The organism is Streptomyces sp. 63XJN7_1_ISO-PGPR-S23-121, assembly GCF_056173025.1.
Genome location: NZ_CM149653.1, coordinates 2,925,110 through 2,943,494, shown reverse-complemented (window position 1 = coordinate 2,943,494; position 18,385 = coordinate 2,925,110). Strand labels below are relative to the sequence as shown.

16 protein-coding genes, 1 tRNA gene and 4 pseudogenes are annotated in these 18,385 nt (G+C 74.0%); 5 read left to right on the top strand and 16 right to left on the bottom strand.

From position 1 onward, the window contains the following. Positions 1-178 precede the first annotated feature (178 nt). The 4 genes from AC0VYN_RS12780 to AC0VYN_RS12765 all read left to right on the top strand — a co-directional run bounded on the left by AC0VYN_RS12780 (position 179) and on the right by AC0VYN_RS12765 (position 3,456). Complete coding sequence (locus AC0VYN_RS12780; protein ID WP_475536077.1) at positions 179-301, top strand: hypothetical protein; 123 nt, start codon at positions 179-181, stop codon at positions 299-301. Beyond that, positions 298-1,701 (top strand): type I glutamate--ammonia ligase, encoded by a 1,404-nt coding sequence (locus AC0VYN_RS12775; RefSeq protein ID WP_475536076.1) that lies wholly within the window; start codon positions 298-300, stop codon positions 1,699-1,701. The genes AC0VYN_RS12780 and AC0VYN_RS12775 overlap by 4 nt, the downstream gene beginning before the upstream one ends. Position 1,702: 1 nt before the next feature. Next, positions 1,703-2,848 (top strand): amidohydrolase family protein, encoded by a 1,146-nt coding sequence (locus AC0VYN_RS12770; RefSeq protein WP_475536075.1) that lies wholly within the window; start codon positions 1,703-1,705, stop codon positions 2,846-2,848. A gap of 80 nt (positions 2,849-2,928) precedes the next feature. Beyond that, complete coding sequence (locus AC0VYN_RS12765; protein WP_385460226.1) at positions 2,929-3,456, top strand: NUDIX hydrolase family protein; 528 nt, start codon at positions 2,929-2,931, stop codon at positions 3,454-3,456. Between the two features lie 114 nt (positions 3,457-3,570). Here AC0VYN_RS12765 and AC0VYN_RS12760 read toward each other — a convergent pair. The 15 genes and pseudogenes from AC0VYN_RS12760 to AC0VYN_RS12690 all read right to left on the bottom strand — a co-directional run. Beyond that, positions 3,571-3,644, bottom strand: a tRNA-Pro gene (locus AC0VYN_RS12760). Positions 3,645-3,752: 108 nt separating this feature from the next. Further along, on the bottom strand, positions 3,753-5,084 hold the full coding sequence (locus AC0VYN_RS12755) for an MFS transporter (protein WP_475536074.1): 1,332 nt from the start codon (positions 5,082-5,084) through the stop codon (positions 3,753-3,755). Between the two features lie 208 nt (positions 5,085-5,292). Next, a complete protein-coding gene (locus AC0VYN_RS12750; RefSeq protein ID WP_475536073.1) occupies positions 5,293-5,652 on the bottom strand; it encodes an MmcQ/YjbR family DNA-binding protein in 360 nt (119 codons plus the stop codon). 41 nt (positions 5,653-5,693) lie between these two features. Continuing rightward, positions 5,694-6,204: pseudogene (locus tag AC0VYN_RS12745) on the bottom strand (GNAT family N-acetyltransferase). 10 nt (positions 6,205-6,214) lie between these two features. Beyond that, positions 6,215-6,475: pseudogene (locus AC0VYN_RS12740) on the bottom strand (cupin domain-containing protein); the annotation flags it as partial. A 10-nt stretch (positions 6,476-6,485) separates the two neighbouring features. Next, positions 6,486-7,871, bottom strand: a complete 1,386-nt coding sequence (locus AC0VYN_RS12735; protein ID WP_475536072.1) for a B12-binding domain-containing radical SAM protein — start codon at positions 7,869-7,871, stop codon at positions 6,486-6,488. Positions 7,872-7,954: 83 nt separating this feature from the next. Beyond that, entirely contained in the window at positions 7,955-8,857 is a 903-nt protein-coding gene (locus AC0VYN_RS12730) for a LysR family transcriptional regulator (RefSeq protein ID WP_475536071.1), read from the bottom strand. A 42-nt stretch (positions 8,858-8,899) separates the two neighbouring features. Further along, positions 8,900-10,093: a glycine C-acetyltransferase gene (locus tag AC0VYN_RS12725; protein WP_475536070.1), complete on the bottom strand. Its 1,194-nt coding sequence runs from the start codon at positions 10,091-10,093 to the stop codon at positions 8,900-8,902. 29 nt (positions 10,094-10,122) lie between these two features. Further along, positions 10,123-11,151, bottom strand: a complete 1,029-nt coding sequence (tdh, locus tag AC0VYN_RS12720) for an L-threonine 3-dehydrogenase (RefSeq protein ID WP_475536069.1) — start codon at positions 11,149-11,151, stop codon at positions 10,123-10,125. Between the two features lie 166 nt (positions 11,152-11,317). After that, entirely contained in the window at positions 11,318-11,893 is a 576-nt protein-coding gene (locus tag AC0VYN_RS12715) for a GAF domain-containing protein (RefSeq protein ID WP_385460141.1), read from the bottom strand. Next, positions 11,890-12,519: a GTP-binding protein gene (locus AC0VYN_RS12710; RefSeq protein WP_475536068.1), complete on the bottom strand. Its 630-nt coding sequence runs from the start codon at positions 12,517-12,519 to the stop codon at positions 11,890-11,892. The genes AC0VYN_RS12715 and AC0VYN_RS12710 overlap by 4 nt, the downstream gene beginning before the upstream one ends. Continuing rightward, positions 12,497-12,871, bottom strand: coding sequence for a DUF742 domain-containing protein (locus tag AC0VYN_RS12705; RefSeq protein ID WP_475536067.1), 375 nt, complete (start codon positions 12,869-12,871; stop codon positions 12,497-12,499). Before AC0VYN_RS12705 ends, AC0VYN_RS12710 begins: the two co-directional genes overlap by 23 nt. Before the next feature lie 2 nt (positions 12,872-12,873). Then, entirely contained in the window at positions 12,874-13,308 is a 435-nt protein-coding gene (locus AC0VYN_RS12700; protein WP_385460135.1) for a roadblock/LC7 domain-containing protein, read from the bottom strand. A 68-nt stretch (positions 13,309-13,376) separates the two neighbouring features. Next, positions 13,377-15,560 carry a sensor histidine kinase gene (locus AC0VYN_RS12695; RefSeq protein ID WP_475536066.1) on the bottom strand — a complete coding sequence of 728 codons (2,184 nt, stop codon included), beginning with the start codon at positions 15,558-15,560 and terminating at the stop codon, positions 13,377-13,379. 372 nt (positions 15,561-15,932) lie between these two features. After that, a pseudogene (locus AC0VYN_RS12690) lies at positions 15,933-16,180 on the bottom strand (long-chain fatty acid--CoA ligase); the annotation flags it as partial. A gap of 277 nt (positions 16,181-16,457) precedes the next feature. Between AC0VYN_RS12690 and AC0VYN_RS12685 the strand changes: the two are divergent. Then, positions 16,458-18,059, top strand: a complete 1,602-nt coding sequence (locus tag AC0VYN_RS12685; protein WP_475536065.1) for a serine/threonine-protein kinase — start codon at positions 16,458-16,460, stop codon at positions 18,057-18,059. On the opposite strand, the pseudogene AC0VYN_RS12680 reads toward AC0VYN_RS12685, so the two are convergent. After that, positions 18,047-18,310 (bottom strand): annotated as a pseudogene (locus tag AC0VYN_RS12680) (hypothetical protein); the annotation flags it as partial. The gene AC0VYN_RS12685 and the pseudogene AC0VYN_RS12680 sit on opposite strands and share 13 nt — an antisense overlap. Between the last annotated feature and the right edge of the window lie 75 nt (positions 18,311-18,385).

Genomic DNA, 18,385 nt, shown 5'->3' with positions numbered 1-18,385 from the left:
AAGACCCCCTCCCCGCAGCCCGGCAACCTCGACTGACCGCGCCGCGCAGCACCCGCCGCCCCGCGTCCTCGGGCGCGGGGCGTCGCCGTGCGCGCCCTGGCCCGATCCCGGGACACGGTGATTAACCGGACGGCACAATGGTCCGCGACGGGCGGCGCACACGCGAAGGAGCCGAGACGTGAGCGAGAACCGGACCCCGGCGGGCGGATCCGCGACGCGGGACACCGCCGCGGCGGACGCGGGCACCGCCCGGTCCGCGCCGTGGCCCGGCCCCGACGGGACCGCCGGGGAGGACGCATGACCACGCCCGACGGCCCCGTCCCCGGCGGTCGTCCCGGTGACGTCGAGCGGGCCGCCTCCCTGAGCGGCGAGCTGACCAGGCAGGGCGTCCACGGCGTCGTCCTGGCGTACGTCGACACCGCGGGGATCGGCAGGGTCAAGACCGTGCCCACGGCGAAGCTCGCCTCGGCCGCGGCCTGGGGCGTCGGGATGTCACCGGTGTTCGACACCTTCCTCGCCAACGACACGATCGTCTCCACGGACGTCCTCGGCTCCCCGGACGGCGACCTGCGCCTCTACCCCGACCTCGGCCGGCTGACCGTCCTCGCCGCGCAGCCCGGCTGGGCGTGGGCACCGGTGGACCGGATCACGCAGGAGGGCGAGCCGCATCCGGCCTGCGGGCGGACCGTGCTGCGCCGGACGGTGGCCGAGGCCGCGGAACGGCACGGGGTCACCTTCCGGGCCGCCGTCGAGATCGAGTGGGTCCTCGGCCGGGGAGACGTGCCCGACGACGCGTTCGTGCCCGCGGTGACGGGGCCGGCGTACGGTGCGGCCCGGCAGGTCGGGCTGAGCGACTGCGCAGCGGAGCTGCTGGCCGCCCTGGCGGAGCAGGACGTGGACGTGGAGCAGTTCCATCCCGAGTACGCGGCGGGGCAGTTCGAGGTCTCGGTGGGCGCGCTCGACCCGGTGGCGGCGGCCGACCGCAGTGTCCTGGTGCGCCAGACGATCCGGGCGGTGGCCCAGCGGCACGGGATGCGGGTCTCCTTCTCCCCCGCGGTGTCGGCGCGGGGCGTCGGCAGCGGCGGTCACCTCCACCTCTCGGCCTGGCGGGACGGGAGGAACCTGCACGCGGGCGGCGAGCGCCGGTACGGCATGACGGCCGACGCCGAGTCGCTGGTCGCCGGGGTGCTGGCCCGCCTCCCCGCGCTCACCGCGGTGACCGCGCCCAGCCCGGCCAGTCATCTGCGGCTCAGGCCCTCCCAGTGGGCCGGGGTGTTCACCGCCTGGGGCCGGGAAACCCGCGAGGCGGCCCTGCGCGTGGTGACCGGCACGGCCGGAGTGCGCGACGAGGCGGCGAACCTGGAGGTCAAGCCGGTCGACCTGGCCGCCAATCCGTACCTCGCCCTGGCGTCCGTGCTCGCCGCCGGACTGCACGGCATGGCGTCCTCCGCCTCCCTGCCCGAGGAGATCACCGGTGACCCGGCGCGGCTCGACGCGGCCGAGGCCGCGGCCCGGGGTGTCCACCGGCTGCCGGTGTCGCTCGCGGAGTCGGTCGAGGCGTTCCGCGCGGACGACGTGCTCCGGAACGCGCTGGGGCCGGTGCTGGCCGACGCCGTGACCGCGGTGCGGCGGGGCGAGATAGCGGCGGTCGACGGGCTGGACGACGACCGGGTGGCGGCGGCCTACCGCTGGGTCTACTGACGTGGCGGCCGGCCCGGTCCACGAGACCCTCGCCGCCCTCGACCTGGTCGATCACCACTGCCACGGCGCCGTCACCGACGATCTGGACCGGGCGGGCTTCGAGTCGCTCCTCACCGAGGGCGAGGCATGGCCCGGCTTCTCGTCCTTCGACAGCCCCGCCGGTCTCGCCGTCCGCCGGCACTGCGCACCCCTGCTGGACCTGCCGCGCCACGCGTCGCCGGACGCCTATCTGGCCCGGCGGTCCGAGCTGGGCGCCGCCGAGGTGAACCGGCGGTTCCTGCGCGCCGCGGGCACCGGCGTGTTCTGCGTCGACACCGGGTACGCCCCGCACCCCGTGACCACGCCGGACGGCCTGGCCGGGGCGGCGGACGCGGTCGCGTACGAGGTGGTCCGGCTGGAGGGCGTGGCGGAGGCGGTGGCGGCCGGGGGTGTGGAGCCGGACGCGTACGCGGAGGCGTTCCACTCGGCCGCCCGGGAGGCCGTGCGGCGGCCGGGCGTGGTGGGCGTGAAGTCGGTGGCGGCCTATCGCACCGGCTTCGACCTCGATCCGGCCCGCCCGTCGGCCGCGGAGGTGACGCGGGCCGCCCGGGCCTGGCTCGCGCGCGGCGGCCGGCTGGACGACCCGGTACTGGTACGGCACCTGCTGTGGACCGCCGTCGAGCTCGGGCGTCCGCTGCAACTGCACACCGGGTTCGGCGACAGCGACATCCGCATGCACCGCGCCGACCCCACCCACCTGACCGACTGGCTGCACCTGACCGCCGGGACGGTCCCGGTCCTGCTGCTGCACTGCTGGCCCTACCAGCGGCAGGCGGCCTACCTGTCGGCGGTCTTCGAGCGGGTGTACCTCGACGTGGGCCTCACCCTGCACCACGTCGGCCCCGCCCGGGCGGGGGCGATCCTGGCGGAGGCGCTGGAGATCACGCCCTTCCGCAAGCTGCTGTACAGCTCCGACGCCTACGGAGTGGCCGAGTTCCACCACCTCGGGGCGCTGGCCTTCCGTCGCGGACTCGCCGGGCTGCTCCAGGAGCGGGTGGACGGGGACGAACTCGCCCTGCCGGACGCGCTGCGCATCGCACGGTGGACGGGACGCGACAACGCGCGCCGGGTGTACGGACTGCCCGGCGCCCCTCCGGACGACGGCTGAGCGACGTGGGGACGGTCACAGTCCCGGAGCGGCGCCCAGGAAGCACGAGACGCTGAAAGTATGATCAAGCGATGTCTGACATGACCGAAACCACGCCGGGCTGGCTGACGACCGACGAACTCGAGATGGCGCGCGCACGCATGCCGATCCTGTACGTCGAGGCCGTGCCCGTGCGCGTCGACGACAGCGGCGAAGTCACCAGCGTGGGCCTGCTGCTGCGCATCGGGCCCGACGGGACGGTCAGCCGGACCCTGGTCTCCGGCCGGGTGCTGCACCACGAGCGGGTCCGCGACGCACTGCTGCGCCATCTGGAGAAGGACCTCGGCCCGGTGGCGCTGCCCCGGGTGCCGTCCTCGCTCCAGCCCTTCACGGTGGCGGAGTACTTCCCGACGCACGGCGTCACCCCGTATCACGACCCACGGCAGCACGCGGTCTCCCTCGCCTACGTCGTGCCGGTGACCGGTGACTGCCGGCCCCGGCAGGACGCCCTGGACCTGGTCTGGTTCAGTCCGCAGGAGGCCTTGTCCGCGGCGGTGCAGAGCGAGATGCCCGGCGGGCACGCGGTGCTGCTGAAGCAGGCGCTGGCGCATGTGGGCTGCGTGATCTGACGGCGTCGGGCCCCGCGGGAGGGACCGGCAGGCATCGGCCTGCGGGTCCCTCGTCCGTGCCCGGAACCGACAAAGGGTCCCGCGGGCTCTCGCCCGCGAAGACCCTTCGCTCTGTCGGGACGACAGGATTTGAACCTGCGACCCCTTGACCCCCAGTCAAGTGCGCTACCAAGCTGCGCCACGTCCCGTTGCCCGTGTGACCTGGGGTTTCCCCTGGCCGAACGCGCAGGAAAACCATACCGCACTCGGACCGGTGGTCGCGCACCGCTTTTTCGGGCCGGGCGGGGACCCGCAGGTCAGCTCCGGTCCGCGCGGGCCCGTCCGGGCAGCGTCCTCCGGTCCGGACCGGCCGTGCTCGCGTCGACGCGCACCAGGCCGCGTACCGCCGGTATCAGGAGCAGGGCGGTGCAGACCACGAAGCTCGCCGCGCCGGCGGTGAGCAGGACGTGGTCCGCGCCGAGGGCGGAGGCGGCGGGGCCCGCGAGGGCCTGGCCGACGGGCATCATGGCGAGGGAGCCCGCGACGTCGTAGGCGTGGATGCGGTTGAGGACGTCGGGCGGGACCTGGGTCTGCACGCTGGTCGCCCACATGACGCCCCAGAAGGACATGCCCGCGCCGGCGACGGCGGCTCCGGCGGCCATGGCCGGTACGCCCAGCCCGGCGCCGACGCTCGCCGGGAAGGCGGCGAAGCCGAAGAGGGCGATCGCGCCCGCGCGGAGCATGCGGCGCGGGCGCAGCCGCAGCGCGAGGAGACCGCCGACGACCGTGCCGGCGCCCAGGGCCGAGTTGACCAGTCCGTAGACGCGCGGGCCGTGCCGCTGCACGACCTCGGTCGCCACCAGGGGCACGGTCGGGCCCCAGACGGCGATCATGTAGACGCCCCAGACCGCGATGACGCCCCACAGCCAGGTCCGCGACCGGAACTCGCGCCATCCCTCGACGAGGTCGGCGCGGAAGGCCTCGGTGGCGCGGCTCCGGGGGGCGTCCGAGGCCCGGCCCCGGGGTGGGAGCGGGGGCAGGCGGAGCAGCAGCAGGCACAAGGCGCTGACCGCGTAGGTGGTGGCGTGGGCGGCGAAGACGCCGCCGGGTGAGGCGAAGCCGACGAGCAGTCCGGCCGCGGCGGGGCCGGCGAGCTGGGCCGCCGACTCGGCGACGCGTATGGCGCCGTTGGCGCCCTGGATGTCGGAGGCGAGCCGGGGCACGGTGCTGGCGACGCCGGGCTGGAACACGGCACCCGCGACGCCGTTGAGGAAGCCGATCACGCAGATCTGCCAGAGGACCACGTGGCCGGAGAAGAAGAGGACGGCGGTGACGGCCTGGGTGACCAGGCGCACCAGGTCGGCGCCGATCATGAGTCTGCGGGTGCTGAACCGGTCGGCGAGCACCCCGCCGAAGACGACGAGTCCGGCGAAGGCCGCGGCCGTCGCGGCCATGGCGAGGCCGACGGCGCCCGCTCCGTACCCGTGCTGGAGCAGGCCGGCGGCGAGGGCGACGGGCAGCATGGTGTCGCCGAGCCGGGCGACGGCCCGGGCGACGAAGAACAGGGCGAAGTCCCGTGACCAGAAGGGGCGTTCGGCCGTGCGCTGGGCCGGCCCCTCGTGCATGGACTCCGACGACGTCCCGGCCATCCCGCGCGCTCCCCTCCCGGCCGGTCACCGCCGGCTCCTGTGCTCCCCGGCCGGACCCACCGGCCCTGTGCCGCCCGCCGGGCGGGCGCCGGTCCCCGGCCCGTGGTCCCCACCGTGCTCCTGGCAGCCGGAGCCCCCCTCCGGCCCCGGCTGCCACGCTTGTCCCCGGGATCATGCCACGGGCCACCGACAACGCCCGAGGGCCTTCTCAGCCCCCGGTCGGGAGTCCCAGGCGGGGATGCGCCTCCAGCAGCCGGGACGGGGCGGCCTGCCGCCAGGAGTCGGCGAGGATGTCGCGCAGCTCGTCCTCCCCGTCGAGGGCGGCGAGGCGGGCCCGCACCCAGGCGAACTGGGCCTCGTGACCGGCGATCCAGAACTTCTCCGGTTCGGCCAGCACCAGTTCGTCGCGCTCCTCCTTGGGGCAGCGCACCGCCATGGAGGTCTCGTCCTCGGGCAGCGTGGCGAACATCTTGCCCGCGACCCGGAAGGTGGGCATGCTCCAGGCGGTCTTCTCCGTGGTGTCCGGCAGGGACAGGGCGATACGGCGTACGTCTTCGGCGTCCGGCATGTCAGGCACCGTAGCCGCCGCCACTGACAACGAACGGGGAATCACCCGCCGGACGCGAGGGCTCCGACCTGCTTGAAGTAGAGGGTCGTCGGCCGCAGCATCCCGTCCGGGCTCGCCGCGTAGTCGGGAATCGTCCCGGCCCGCGTCCACCCGGCGGAGCGGTAGAGGTGCTCGGCGGGGCTGTCGGTCCAGGTGAAGCAGGGTGATGCCGGTCCGGGCGGCGGCCTCCTCGGCAGTGGCCAGCAGCCGGCGCCCGAGGCCCTGACCGCGGGCCTCGCGGGACACCATGAGTTTCACCAGCTCGGCGCGGTGGCGGCTGTCGGGCTTGTCGGGCAGGGCGAGGCCAACGGTCCCGGTCACCCGGTCCCCATGGCGGGCCACCCACACGACGAGCCGGCCGGCGGCCACGGCCGCGGCCCGCCCGCGCCACCAGGCGAGGGCCTCGTCGCGGGCCAGGGGCGCCAGGAATCCGACCGACGCGCCACCGCCCACGGTGTCGGTCAGCAGCCCGGCCAGGTCCCCCAGCAGCGCGGTCGGACGGCCCTCGTCCACACGGTCACGGTCACGGCAGCACCACCGCCAGCAGGTAACGCGCGTCCCGCGGGCCGGCGCATCGGAACCGGGTCGGCCCCCACACCCTCAGCCGCAGGCAGTCGCCGGTGCCGAGGTCGTGGGCGACGTCCTGCGCCGTCACCTCCAGCGCTCCTTCCAGGACCCGGATGTGCTGTTCCAGGCCCGGTACGGGGGGCCGGTCGTAGGCGATGTCGGCGCCGGCGGTGAGCCGTCCCTCGACGAGTTCGCCGCGCAGGCCCGCGTGCGGCGGGGGATACGTCTCAGCCGGCGACGCCGGACCGCCCGCCGAACGCGCTCAGAGTGCGCTCCAGCACGGGCAGGGCCCGCACGACCCGTCTCGACCGGATCAGCAGGTCCCAGGCGGGCTCGAACTTCTTCCAGCCCCCGGCGTACGCGAGGTGCCGCAGCCGCTCGTGCGCACCGGGCTGGGCCGCCGAGCCCCGCCAGATGCTGCTCCAGCGGTAGAAGTCGCGGTAGGCCCGCCAGTAGCCGTCCTCCAGCTGCCCGGCCGTCATGCCCCGGGGCCGGTGGACGACGTGGCGGGTGTCGTACAGGTCCCAGTCGCGGTGCAGGACGCGGCCCTCGGCCTCCAGCTGCCGCCACAGTCCGGTCGACGGGTAGGGCGTCATGATGTGGAAGGTCGCCGTCTCGACGCCCTGTTCGACCGCCCACCGCACCGTCCGGTCGAAGACGTCCGGGCCGTCCTGGTCGAGCCCGAAGACGAAGCTGGCGTTGACCATCACCCCGGCGTCGTGCAGGCGCCGTACCGCCGCCCCGTAGTCCGTGCCGATGTTCTGGTTCTTGCGGCGTTCGGCGAGGTTGGCGTCGTTGACGGTCTCGAAGCCTACGAAGAGGCTGCGCAGGCCCGCCTCGGCCGCCCGTTCCAGCAGACCCGGCTTCAGCACGGAGTTGACCGTGCCGGCCGCCTGCCACAGGCGGCCCATGCCCTTCATGCCGTCGAAGAGCGCCTCGGCGAAGCGCGGGTTGCCGAAGAGGTGGTCGTCGAGGAAGTAGAGGTGGCGGCCGGGCAGGCGGTCGATCTCGGCGAGGGCGTCGTCGACGGCCTGCGTGTAGAAGGACTTGCCGCCCTCGAAGAAGGCGTCCTTGTAGCAGAAGTCGCAGTGGTGCGGGCACCCGCGCGAGACGACGAGGGAGTTGGGGACGAGGTATAGGTCACGCTTGATCAGGTCGCGGCGCACCGGCGGCAGTCCGGCGAGGGTCCGCCGGGTGGAGTCGTAGCGGCGGGCCGGTACGCCGTCGCGGAAGTCCTTGAGGAACAGCGGCCAGGTGTCCTCGCCGGGGCCGGTGAAGACCGTGTCGGCGTGGGCCGCGGCCTCGTCGGGCAGCGAGGTGACGTGCAGGCCGCCCATGGCGACGTGGACGCCGCGGGCCCGGAAGTGGTCGGCGATCTCGTAGCTGCGCCGGGCCGAGGTGATGTACGGCTGGACCACCAGCAGGTCGGGGGTGGCCATGGCCGCCGGGTCCAGGCGTTCCACGTGCTCGTCGTGGAGGGTGACCTCGTCGTCGGGATCCAGGTAGCCGGCGAGGGTGGCGAGGCCGAGCGGCGGGAACAGCGAGTACTTGATGGGCCGGAACAGCGGGCTCGTCGCCTCGGTCAGGGCCGGGAGGATCATCGTCACGCGCATGACAGCCCAGACTGCGCGGGGCGGGCGGCCGGTTCCCGTCGTCGGCCGGGCCCGCGGCGTGCGGCGTGCGGCGTGCGGCGCCCCTACCGCTCGGCGACCGCCTCGAGCGCGTCCAGCACCGGACGGATCAGCGGATGCCCCTCGGCGCCCCGGCGTACGGCCGCGAAGACCCGGCGGGTGGGGGCGACACCGTCGACGGGGCGGACCACCACTCCGGCCAGGTCCATGCCGAGCAGCGCCGAGCGCGGGACGAGTGCCACGCCCGCGTCGGCCGCGGCGAGGGACACCACCGCGCGGAAGTCGTCCGAGGAGTGCTCGAGGCGGGGCTGGAAACCGGCGGTCTCGCAGGCCAGGACCACCACGTCGTGGCAGGGGTTGCCGGGGTAGGGGCCGATCCACGGGTCCTTGGCCAGCTCCGCGAGCGGCACCTCCGCGGCGTCGGCGAGCCGGTGGGTGACCGGGACGACGGCGTCGAAGGGCTCCGCGTACAGCGGGACGTGGGTCAGCCGCGGGTCGTCGGCGGACGGCGCCCCGCGGTACTCGACGGCGACGGCCACGTCGACCTGCCGGTCCAGGACCATCGGCAGGCTGGCGTCGCCCTCGGCGTCCCGCACGCGGATGCGTATGCCGGGTGCCGCGTCGGCGAGCCGGGCCAGCGCGGGGGCCACGACCAGGGTGATGCCGGTCGCGAAGGCGGCGACCGTGACCGTGCCGGCCTCGCCCGAGCCGTACGCGGCGAGCTCGGCCTCGGCCCGCTCGAGCTGGGCGAGGACGGCGTTGGTGTGGCTGAGCAGGATCTCGCCGGCCGGGGTCAGCCGTACGCCCTTGGCACCGCGCTCGACCAGGCGGTGCCCGGTCTCCTGCTCCAGGGCGGTCAGCTGCTGGGAGACCGCCGACGGGGTCAGGTACAGCGCGGCGGCAGCCGCCGTCACGGTGCGGTGGTCCGCCACCGCTCGGAGGATGTGCAGCCGCCGCGCTTCGATCACGGCACCGATTCTCTCAGGCCCGGCGCACCGGGCCGGACGGCGTCAGGCGTCCAGCGCCTCCCGCGCCGCCACGAAGGCGTCCACCGCGCGGTCGACGTCCTCGGTGGAGTGGGCGGCGGACAGCTGCACGCGGATGCGGGCCCGGCCCTGCGGGACCACCGGGTAGGAGAAGCCGATCACGTACACCCCGCGCTCCAGCAGCAGCTCGGCCATCCGGCCCGCCTTCGAGGCGTCGCCGATCATCACCGGCGCGATGGCGTGGTCGCCGGGCAGGATGTCGAAGCCCTCCTCGGTCATCCGGCGGCGGAACAGGGACGTGTTCTCGGCGAGGCGGACGCGCAGGTCGTCGGCCGACTCCAGCAGGTCGATCACCTTGAGGGAGGCGGCGGCGATCACCGGGGCCAGCGTGTTGGAGAAGAGGTACGGCCGGGACCGCTGCCGCAGCAGGGCGACGATCTCGGCGCGGGCGGCGACGTAACCGCCGGAGGCGCCGCCCAGGGCCTTGCCGAGGGTGCCGGTGATGATGTCGACGCGGTCCATCACGCCGTGCAGCTCGGGGGTGCCGCGTCCGCCGGGGCCGACGAAGCCGACGGCGTGCGAGTCGTCGACCATGACCATGGCGTCGTAGCGGTCGGCGAGGTCGCAGATCTCGCGCAGCGGGGCGACGTAGCCGTCCATGGAGAAGACGCCGTCGGTGACGATCAGCTTGCGGCGGGCGTCGCCGGCGGCCTTGAGCTGGGTCTCCAGGTCGGCCATGTCGCGGTTGGCGTAGCGGAAGCGCCCGGCCTTGCTGAGGCGGATGCCGTCGATGATCGAGGCGTGGTTCAGGGCGTCGGAGATCACCGCGTCCTCGGGGCCGAGGAGGGTCTCGAAGACGCCGCCGTTGGCGTCGAAGCAGGAGGAGTAGAGGATCGTGTCCTCCTGGCCGAGGAAGGCCGAGAGCCGGGCCTCCAGCTCCTTGTGTACCTCCTGGGTGCCGCAGATGAAGCGGACGGAGGCCATGCCGTAGCCCCAGCGGTCCAGCGCCTCGTGGGCGGCGGCGACGACCTCGGGGTGGTCGGCGAGGCCGAGGTAGTTGTTGGCGCAGAAGTTGAGGACCTCGCCGGGGCGGCCGCCGGCGGTGACGTTCACGGTCGCGGACTGCGGGGTGCCGATCACGCGCTCGGGCTTGTGCAGGCCGGCGGCGCGGATCTCGTCGAGGGTGGCGCGCAGGTCGTCGCGCACGGAGTCGAACATCTCGGAAGCTCCTAGGAAAGGCAGATGACTTACGCGGTCCAGTCGAGGATGACCTTGCCGCCCTTGCCGCTCGCGGCGTCGGCGAAGGCCGCCTCGAAGTCGCGGTGGCTGTAGCGGCCGGTGATCACGGGGGCGAGGTCGAGGCCCCCCTCGAGCAGCACCGACATGGCGTACCAGGTCTCGAACATCTCGCGGCCGTAGATGCCCTTGATGGTGATCATCGAGGTGACGATCCGCGCCCAGTCGACGGGGAACTCCTCGGCGGGCAGGCCGAGCATCGCGATCCGGCCGCCGTGGGTCATGTTGGCGATCATGTCGCGCATCGCCTCGGGGCGGCCGGACATCTCCAGGCCGATGTCGAAGCCCTCGCGCAGCCCCAGTTCGCGCTGGCCGTCGGCGATCGTGGCCCTGGAAACGTTCAGGGCGAGGCTGGCGCCGACCTTGCGGGCGAGGTCCAGGCGTTCGTCGCTCACGTCGGTGACCACGACGTTGCGGGCGCCCGCGTGCCGGGCCACAGCGGCGGCCATCAGGCCGATCGGCCCGGCGCCGGTGATGAGGACGTCCTCGCCGACCAGCGGGAAGGACAGCGCGGTGTGCACGGCGTTGCCGAACGGGTCGAAGATCGCGGCGACGTCGAGGTCGACGGGGACGCGGTGCACCCAGACGTTGGTGGCGGGCAGGGCGACGTACTCGGCGAACGCCCCGTCCCTGCCGACGCCGAGGCCGACCGTGGCGCGGCACAGGTGGCGCCGTCCGGCCAGGCAGTTGCGGCACTTGCCGCACACGAGGTGTCCTTCGCCGCTGACCCGGTCGCCGGCCTTGATGTCGGTGACGTCCCGCCCGGTCTCGACGACCTCGCCGACGAACTCGTGCCCGACGACGAGCGGGGTGCGGATGGCCTGCTGCGCCCAGCCGTCCCAGGCCCGGATGTGCAGGTCGGTGCCGCAGATACCAGTGCGCAGCACCTTGATGAGCACGTCACCGGGTCCCACGGCGGGCTCGGGGATGTCCGCGAGCCGGAGCCCGGGCTCCGCCTTCTCCTTGACCAGCGCCTTCAACGCTACGGCTCCTGACGGGTGTGGTCCCCGGCGCCGGGCATGCCGAAGCGGCCCGTGTCCGGGGACGGAAGTGGAATCGCACAGCAATCTGCCGTACGGGACCGCCCCGGGTCCATCGAGCCTTTCTTAAGCCCGGCCGCAGCTTTCCTTCACACCCGGCGACCGCTCACAGGGGCAGCCCGTCCTCGGCGCTGCGTTCGATGCGCCGTACGAGGTCGGCCGCCGACGACTTGACGGTCTCCAGGCCCGCCCTCCCCCAGGTGCGGGGCCGCACGTCGGCGGCGGACACCGTGCCCAGCACCGTCCCGGTGCTGTCGATGAGCGGCGCGCCGAGGTAGGCGTGGATGCCGAACCCGTCGACGACGGCGTTGCCCGCGAAGCGCGGGTAGTCGCGCACGTCCTCCAGGACCAGCGCCTTGCGCCGGACCACCACGTGCGGGCAGAAGCCGTGGTCGCGGGGCTGGACGCGGCCGAACTCGGCACGGGTGCCGTCCGCGCGCGTCACCGGCGGGACCTCGGGCACGCGCAGGCCCGCGAAGAACTGCCCGCCCTCGACCAGGAAGTTGACCATGGCGTACGGCGCCTCGACGAGCCCGGCGAGATGGGCCGCGAAGGCGTCGAGGGCCGGATCCGGACGCTCCGCCAGACCGAGCCGGCGCAGCCGTCGCACCCGGGCCGGGGCCTCCCGGTCCTCGGGCGTGAGCAGCAGGCGCCCGACCGGGCGCGGCGGGTCGTAGCTCATGGGCGGGCTCCGTCGCTGTGGACGTACCCCGTCGCGGGGGCCGGTGTGTGGGCGATGAGGTGGCGTACGAGGGTGAGCAGCGTCTGCACGCCGGAGCTGGAGATCCGGGCGTCGCAGCGCACGACGGGGATCTCCGGGTGGAGGTCCATGGCCGCGCGCACCTCCTCGGGGTCGTAGCGGTGGCCGCCGTCGAACTCGTTGATCGCGACGACGAAGCCGAGGCCGCGCTCCTCGAAGAAGTCGACGGCGGCGAAGGACTCGTCCAGGCGGCGGGTGTCGGCGATGATCACCGCCCCGAGCGCTCCCTCGCACAGTTCGTCCCACATGAACCAGAACCGTTCCTGGCCGGGGGTCCCGAACAGGTACAGCACGTGCTGCGGGTCGAGGGTGATGCGGCCGAAGTCCATGGCCACGGTCGTCTCGAGCTTGTTCTCGATGCCGTCGAGGCTGTCGGTCGCCGCACTGACGGTGGTGAGCAGTTCCTCCGTGCTCAGCGGTGCGATCTCGCTGACCGCGCCGACGAAAGTCGTCTTGCCGACACCGAATCCGCCCGCGACGAGGATCTTCAGCGCGGTGGGGAACAGGTTGGTGTCGTGGCCGTGGTCAGAGCTGTCGTCGTAGTCCATCGAGCACTGCCTCCAGAAGGGCCCGGTCCGTGGGGTCGTGGTGGAACGAGGCGGGGGGTTTGGTGGTCAGCGCGCCGCAGTCGACGAGGTCCGACAGCAGCACCTTGGTGACCGCGACCGGCAGCCTCAGGTGAGCGGCGAGCTCGGCGACCGGGAGGGGCGCCCGGCACAGGTCGAGTGCTTGCGCGTGTTCGGGTCCGAGGTAGCCGAGGGGGGTCGACCCCGTGGCCATCACCTGGGACATCAGGTCCAGTGCGACGGTGGGCCGGGTACGGCCGTTGCTGACGGTGAAGGGGCGGACCAGACGTCCGGCCGCGTCGTCGAGCCAGGGCCCGTCGCCGGCCGTGGCCACCCTCAAGGCCTCATCGCCGGGGGTTCCACGGCGTGCTGCCGGGGTGCGGTGACCAGGTAGGGGCGGACGCTCTTGACCAGCATCGCCATCTCGTAGCCGAGCACGGCCGCGTCGGCCTCGCGGCCGGCCAGCACGGCGAGGCAGGTGCCGGAGCCGGCGGTGGAGACGAAGAGCAGGGTCGAGTCGAGTTCGACGACGACCTGCCGTACGTCCCCGCCGTCGCCGAACCTGACGCCGGCGCTGCGGCCCAGGGAGTACAGGCCGGAGGCCAGGGCCGCCATGTGGTCGGCGCTGTCCGCGTCGAGGCCGTGGACGGACTTCACCAGTCCGTCGCAGGACAGGAGCACCGCGCTGGTCGTGTGGGGTACGCGCTGCACGAGGCCGCTCATCAGCCAGTCGAGATCGGATACCTGGCCGGTCGGCGCGTCGCTCGCCATGGTGGATCGACTCCTTGGGGTACGAAGGTCTGTGGGAGCGCTGGTCGTGGGGGTGGGCGGGGGTGCGGTCATCCGGCCGGGGCGCTCCCGTCCTGCGGGGCGGTGCGGTCGGCGCGGGGCGCGGGCAGGCGGGGCGCCTCGGGGTACGCGGTGCGGGCCGGCTCCCTGGAGGACGCGTCGAGGGCGGCCCGCGCGGTGAGGGGCGGTTCCGGGCGGGCCGTCTCCAAGGGGGTCTGTTCCAGGCGTTGTTGGGTCTCGGCGAGACCGACGCCGCGCTGGAAGGCCGCCATCAGGCCGGGGTCGTGGCCGACGATTCGGTCCGGGCCGGGCTCCGGGCGCGGCGCGGGGCCGCCGCGCAGCTGCGGCGCGATGTGCTCGTGGGCGCGGCGGCGGGGCAGCCGGGGCTTGTCCATGGTGCCGCGCACGGCACTGTGCCGCGGGACGGGCGGGGCGGCCGCGTGCTCCGCGAGGGCGTCCCGGTCGCCGGGCCGGACGCCCGGCACTGCGGCGGCCGGGTTGGCCCGGTCCTCACGCGCGCCGCGCACGGGCAGCGGCGCGGGTTCCCCGCCCTCCGCGACGCGGGCCGCCCGGGCGCCGGCGGGCACCGGAACGCCGGGGGCGGGGGAGCTGGAACCGGGTGCGGCGGGCGCGGGTCCGGGGGGACCGGGCACCCCGGACCCGAACCCCGGGGTCACCGGCGCCCCGGTGCCGGACAGGACGGCAGCGGACGCCCCGGACGCAGGCGCGACGGAGAACGGAGCCCCGGACACGGACCCCTCGGCTAGCGGCGCCCCGGTGCCGGGAGAAGCCGAAGCGGGCACCCCCGACGCTGGCGCGACGGAGACGGGCACCCCGGACACGGGTCCCGCGGACACCGGCGTCCCTGAGACCAGGCCGTCGGAGACCGGCGTCCCGGACACGGGCCCGGCGGGCGTGGGTGGCAGCGCGGCGGCCGGTGTGCGTGGCTGCTGCGGCGGGACGAGCGCCGGCACGGACCCCGTGGCCTCCTGCGGCCGGCCCCCGGCGTCGGCGTCCGGGCTGCCCGGCTCCGTGCCCAACAGGGCCTGCGGGACGACCAGTACGGCCTGGACCCCGCCGTAGATGTTGGTCTGGAGGCGGACGGTGATGCCGTGCCGCTTCGCGAGCTGCGAGACCACGTGCAGCCCGATGCGGCCGTCCGCCAGCAGGCGGGCGACGTTGACCTGGTCGGGGTCGGCGAGCAGGGCGTTCATCCGGCTCTGCTCGGTGACGGGCATGCCGAGTCCGCGGTCCTCGACCTCCACCGCGAGGCCCGACGTGACGAGGCTGGCCCGCATCAGTACCTGGGTCTGCGGGCCGGAGAACAGGGTGGCGTTCTCGACGAGTTCGGCCAGCAGGTGGATGACGTCGGCGACGGCGTGGCCGCGCAGGGTGCCGTCGATCGGCGGGACCAGCCGGACCCGGGAGTACTGCTCGACCTCGGCGATGGCGGAACGGAGCACCTCGGTCATGTCGACCGGATTGCTCCACTGCCGGCGGGAGACGGCGCCGCCGAGCACGGCGAGGTTCTCGGCGTGGCGGCGGATGCGGGTGGCGAGGTGGTCGACGCGGAAGAGGCCCTTGAGCAGGTCGGGATCCTCGATCTCGTTCTCCAGCTCGTCCAGGAGGGAGATCTCGCGGTGCACCAGGGACTGCAGGCGCCGGGCGAGGTTGACGAATACCTCCAGCTTCTGTTCGCTGCCGGCCTGGCTGGAGAGCTGGGCGGCCCGGACGACGGCGGTGACGGCGCCGTCGTGGGCGCGGGAGAGGTCGGCGGCGAGCAGCTCGAAGTCGTCGGCGTCGTCCGGCGGCCCGCCGCGCGGCTTGCGCCGGGGCGGGGTCTCGCCGCGGCGCAACGCCTCGACCGCGGCGCGCAGATCGGCTTCCCCGCGTGCGGTGCTGCGGCGCAGCGCGCCGACGCGCTCGTGCACGGACCGGGCGGCCCGGCCGGCGGCGACGGCGGCGATGACGACGGCCGCCAGCGCGACCGAGACCGCTCCGGCGAGCACGGCCCACAGGACGGGACCGGGCCGTGCGCCGGTGGAGCGGACGGTGAACAGCACGGCGGCACAGGCGCTGAGGGCGACCGCCACGGGCGGCAGCACGGCGAGACGCAGGAGCTGGGGCCGTAGGTGGGTCTCGTGCAGTGCGGGGGCGGTGCGTGGGGCCGGCCGGCCGTGCCGCCCGCCCTCACGGCGGTCTGCTCGCGCGGCGGGGGCGCGGAGGTGAGACATCGGGGTCCTCGTACTGGTCCGTTGGTCCGTCGGGCCGGGGTGCCCGCCGTGACGGCGGCGCCACGCGGGCACGCCACGCCATGCGGGCGTGCGCCGTCGCGGTGTCGTCCGGACGGGCAGGGGATCCGGCCCTACGCCGCCCGACGGACACTGACAGTAGTCGCCTGTGCGTCACGTGCGGTGGGCAGTTGCGGAAGTCCCACGGACAAGGTCCCGCTCTGGTATGAGGCGTCGTACGACAGACCGATAAGCCGGTGAAGGAGTCGTTCCCGAAGCGCCGACGCCGGTCCGATTCGATCAAATTCGGTCACCATGGGTGACCTCGTTCGACGTGCCGGCGGCCGCCCGGGAGTGCGCGGTGCGGCTGGCCCCGTCGACCGGCATGGGCGCCGGCGCGCTGGCCGCCCACGTGACCCGGTCCAGGCCGCCGGCGGCCAGCAGCGGCGACAGGACGTCCCGGCGGGCTCCGGCGTAGCGCCCCTCCAGCTCGGCGGGCGGCGTCCGGCCACGCTCGCGGTACCCGACGTGCTCGCGGGCCACCGCGGACGCCTCGTCGATGGCCGCCCGCTGCTCCGCCGGCATCAGCGACAGATGGCCCGCAGGGCCGCGGACAGCTTCTCCCGGAGTCACCGCGGGCAATGGGGGTGACAGAGGCTTCGCGGGCCGGGCGGTTCCGCACAGGAGAGCGGCCCGGCGACGACTCGCCGGGCCGCTCGTGTCCTGCCTTCGGGCGGATGCTCGTTCGGCCCGCCCACCTCGTCGGCGACCTTGCCGGAACCTCGACGAGTCCCGACCGTCGTCCACTACAGTGACGCACACTCCCGGTCACAGGAAAACCGGCCGCGATTCTCAGGAGCGAAGTCAAGGCGCACCACCTTCTTCAGGGAGAGGCCGTCTGTGTGGGACCTGGCGCCGTCCGATCCGCGCACGGTGGGACCGTACCGGACCCGCGCGGTGCTGGGCGAGGGAGGCATGGGCCGGGTGCTGCTGGCCTCCGATCCGGCAGGCGGCCTCGTCGCGGTCAAACTCGTACGCGACACCTTCGCCGCCTACGACAACACCTTCCGCGAACGACTGCGCCGCGAGGCCCTCGCCGCACAAAGAGTCCGCAGCCCCCGCACCGCCCGAGTGGTCGACGCCGACGCCGACGCCGGAGTCCCCTGGCTGGCCTACGAGTTCCACCACGGACCCACCCTCCACCGCGCCCTGACCGAGACGACGGCCCTGCCGGAGAACACCGTGCTGCACCTCGCGGCAGGACTCGCCACCGCACTGCGCGACATCCACACCGCCCAGTTCATCCACCGCGACCTGTCGACCGCCAACGTCCTCCTGGCCGACGACGGACCCGTCGTGATCGACTTCGGCATCGCCAGATCAGCCGGCCCTACAGCCGGCACACCCGACCAGACCCAACTCGTCACCGTGACCGGCACCGGCGTGGCCATCGGCAACCCGGCATTCATGTCCCCCGAACAGGCCATGGGCCTGTCCGACCTCACCCCCGCCAGCGACATCTTCTCCCTGGGAACCCTGCTCGCGACAGCAGCCACCGGCCGCAACCCCTTCCAGGGCACGACCGGCGAACAGACCCGCTACAACGTCATGATGGCCACCGCGGACCTGGACCCCATCCCCACCGCACTGCGCCACATCATCGAACCCTGCCTGCTCCCCGACCCAACCCAACGGCCCGACGCACAGACCCTCCTGGCCACCCTCGGCACGCCGCCCCCGATCCCATCCCTGTGGCCCGAAGCCGTCCACACGCTCACCCGGCGACAGCACACCGAACTGCGCCGCTACACCGACATCGACCCCACCGTCGTCCTCCCCGGGCCACACGACCTCGACCCGACCAGGATCTTCACGACGGGAGCGGCGAACAGTCCGGAGCCGGAACCGGTTGCACGGCCCCCCCGTTCACGGCGTACGCGGCCGGCCGTCCTCGCCCTGGCGGCGGTCGCGGTACTCGGTGCCTTGTGGGGCAGGATCGCGCTGACCGACGGGGGCGGCACACCCGCCGGGAAGACGCCCCAGGCCGGTCCGTCCAGCGGATCGACCGAACCCGGCCACGCCTTGGCCGGCGTATCCCGAGGCGACTGCTTCCGCAACAGCGGAACCATGCAGGACATGGACCTCGAGCCGGCCAAGTGCGGCGAGGGTGGCGTCTTCGAGGTCCTGCGCGCTTTCGGCAACACCACCGACCGCAGCGTGTGCGACTACGTCGACCACGTCGAGTGGCGCTACTCCGTCGGCGATCCCGACGTGACCGTCTGTCTGGCTACCGCCACAGCGACGGCGCCGCGTACAACGCGGACCGCGGCGATTGCGTCGGCAGCGGACCCGCGGGGACGGCGTGGGCCGTGGAGCGGTGCCGGCCCTCCGGCCTCATGGTCGTCGGCCGTATCGAGGGCCGGAGCGCCTCCGACGACTGCGAGCGATTCCCGCACAACAAGCGGGACCACTACTTCACCGTGGAAGGGTCACCCGAACTGAACGTCCGACTGTGTATGGGCATGATCGAGCCCGACACCGCCTCGTAGGGCTCCGTCAGGTCGCGGACGCCGCCACGGGTGCGCGATCGGGCCGGAGACCGTCCGCCACCACGGCTCCACCGGCAGCTTCCCCGCCGGCTCGAACGGCTCGCCCGGCCGCGGGAGCGCCACCGCCTGGCCGGCCTCCTCGGCCGCGTCCTTCGTCCACTCCCCCGGTTCGGCCCAGGCGTGCGGGGCCAGGTTGAAGGTCCCGGTTCTTTCAGCCCACAGCGGCTCAACCGTAATGAGCGCCTCCGCCGCCTGAAGACCGTCGCCTTCGCCCACATC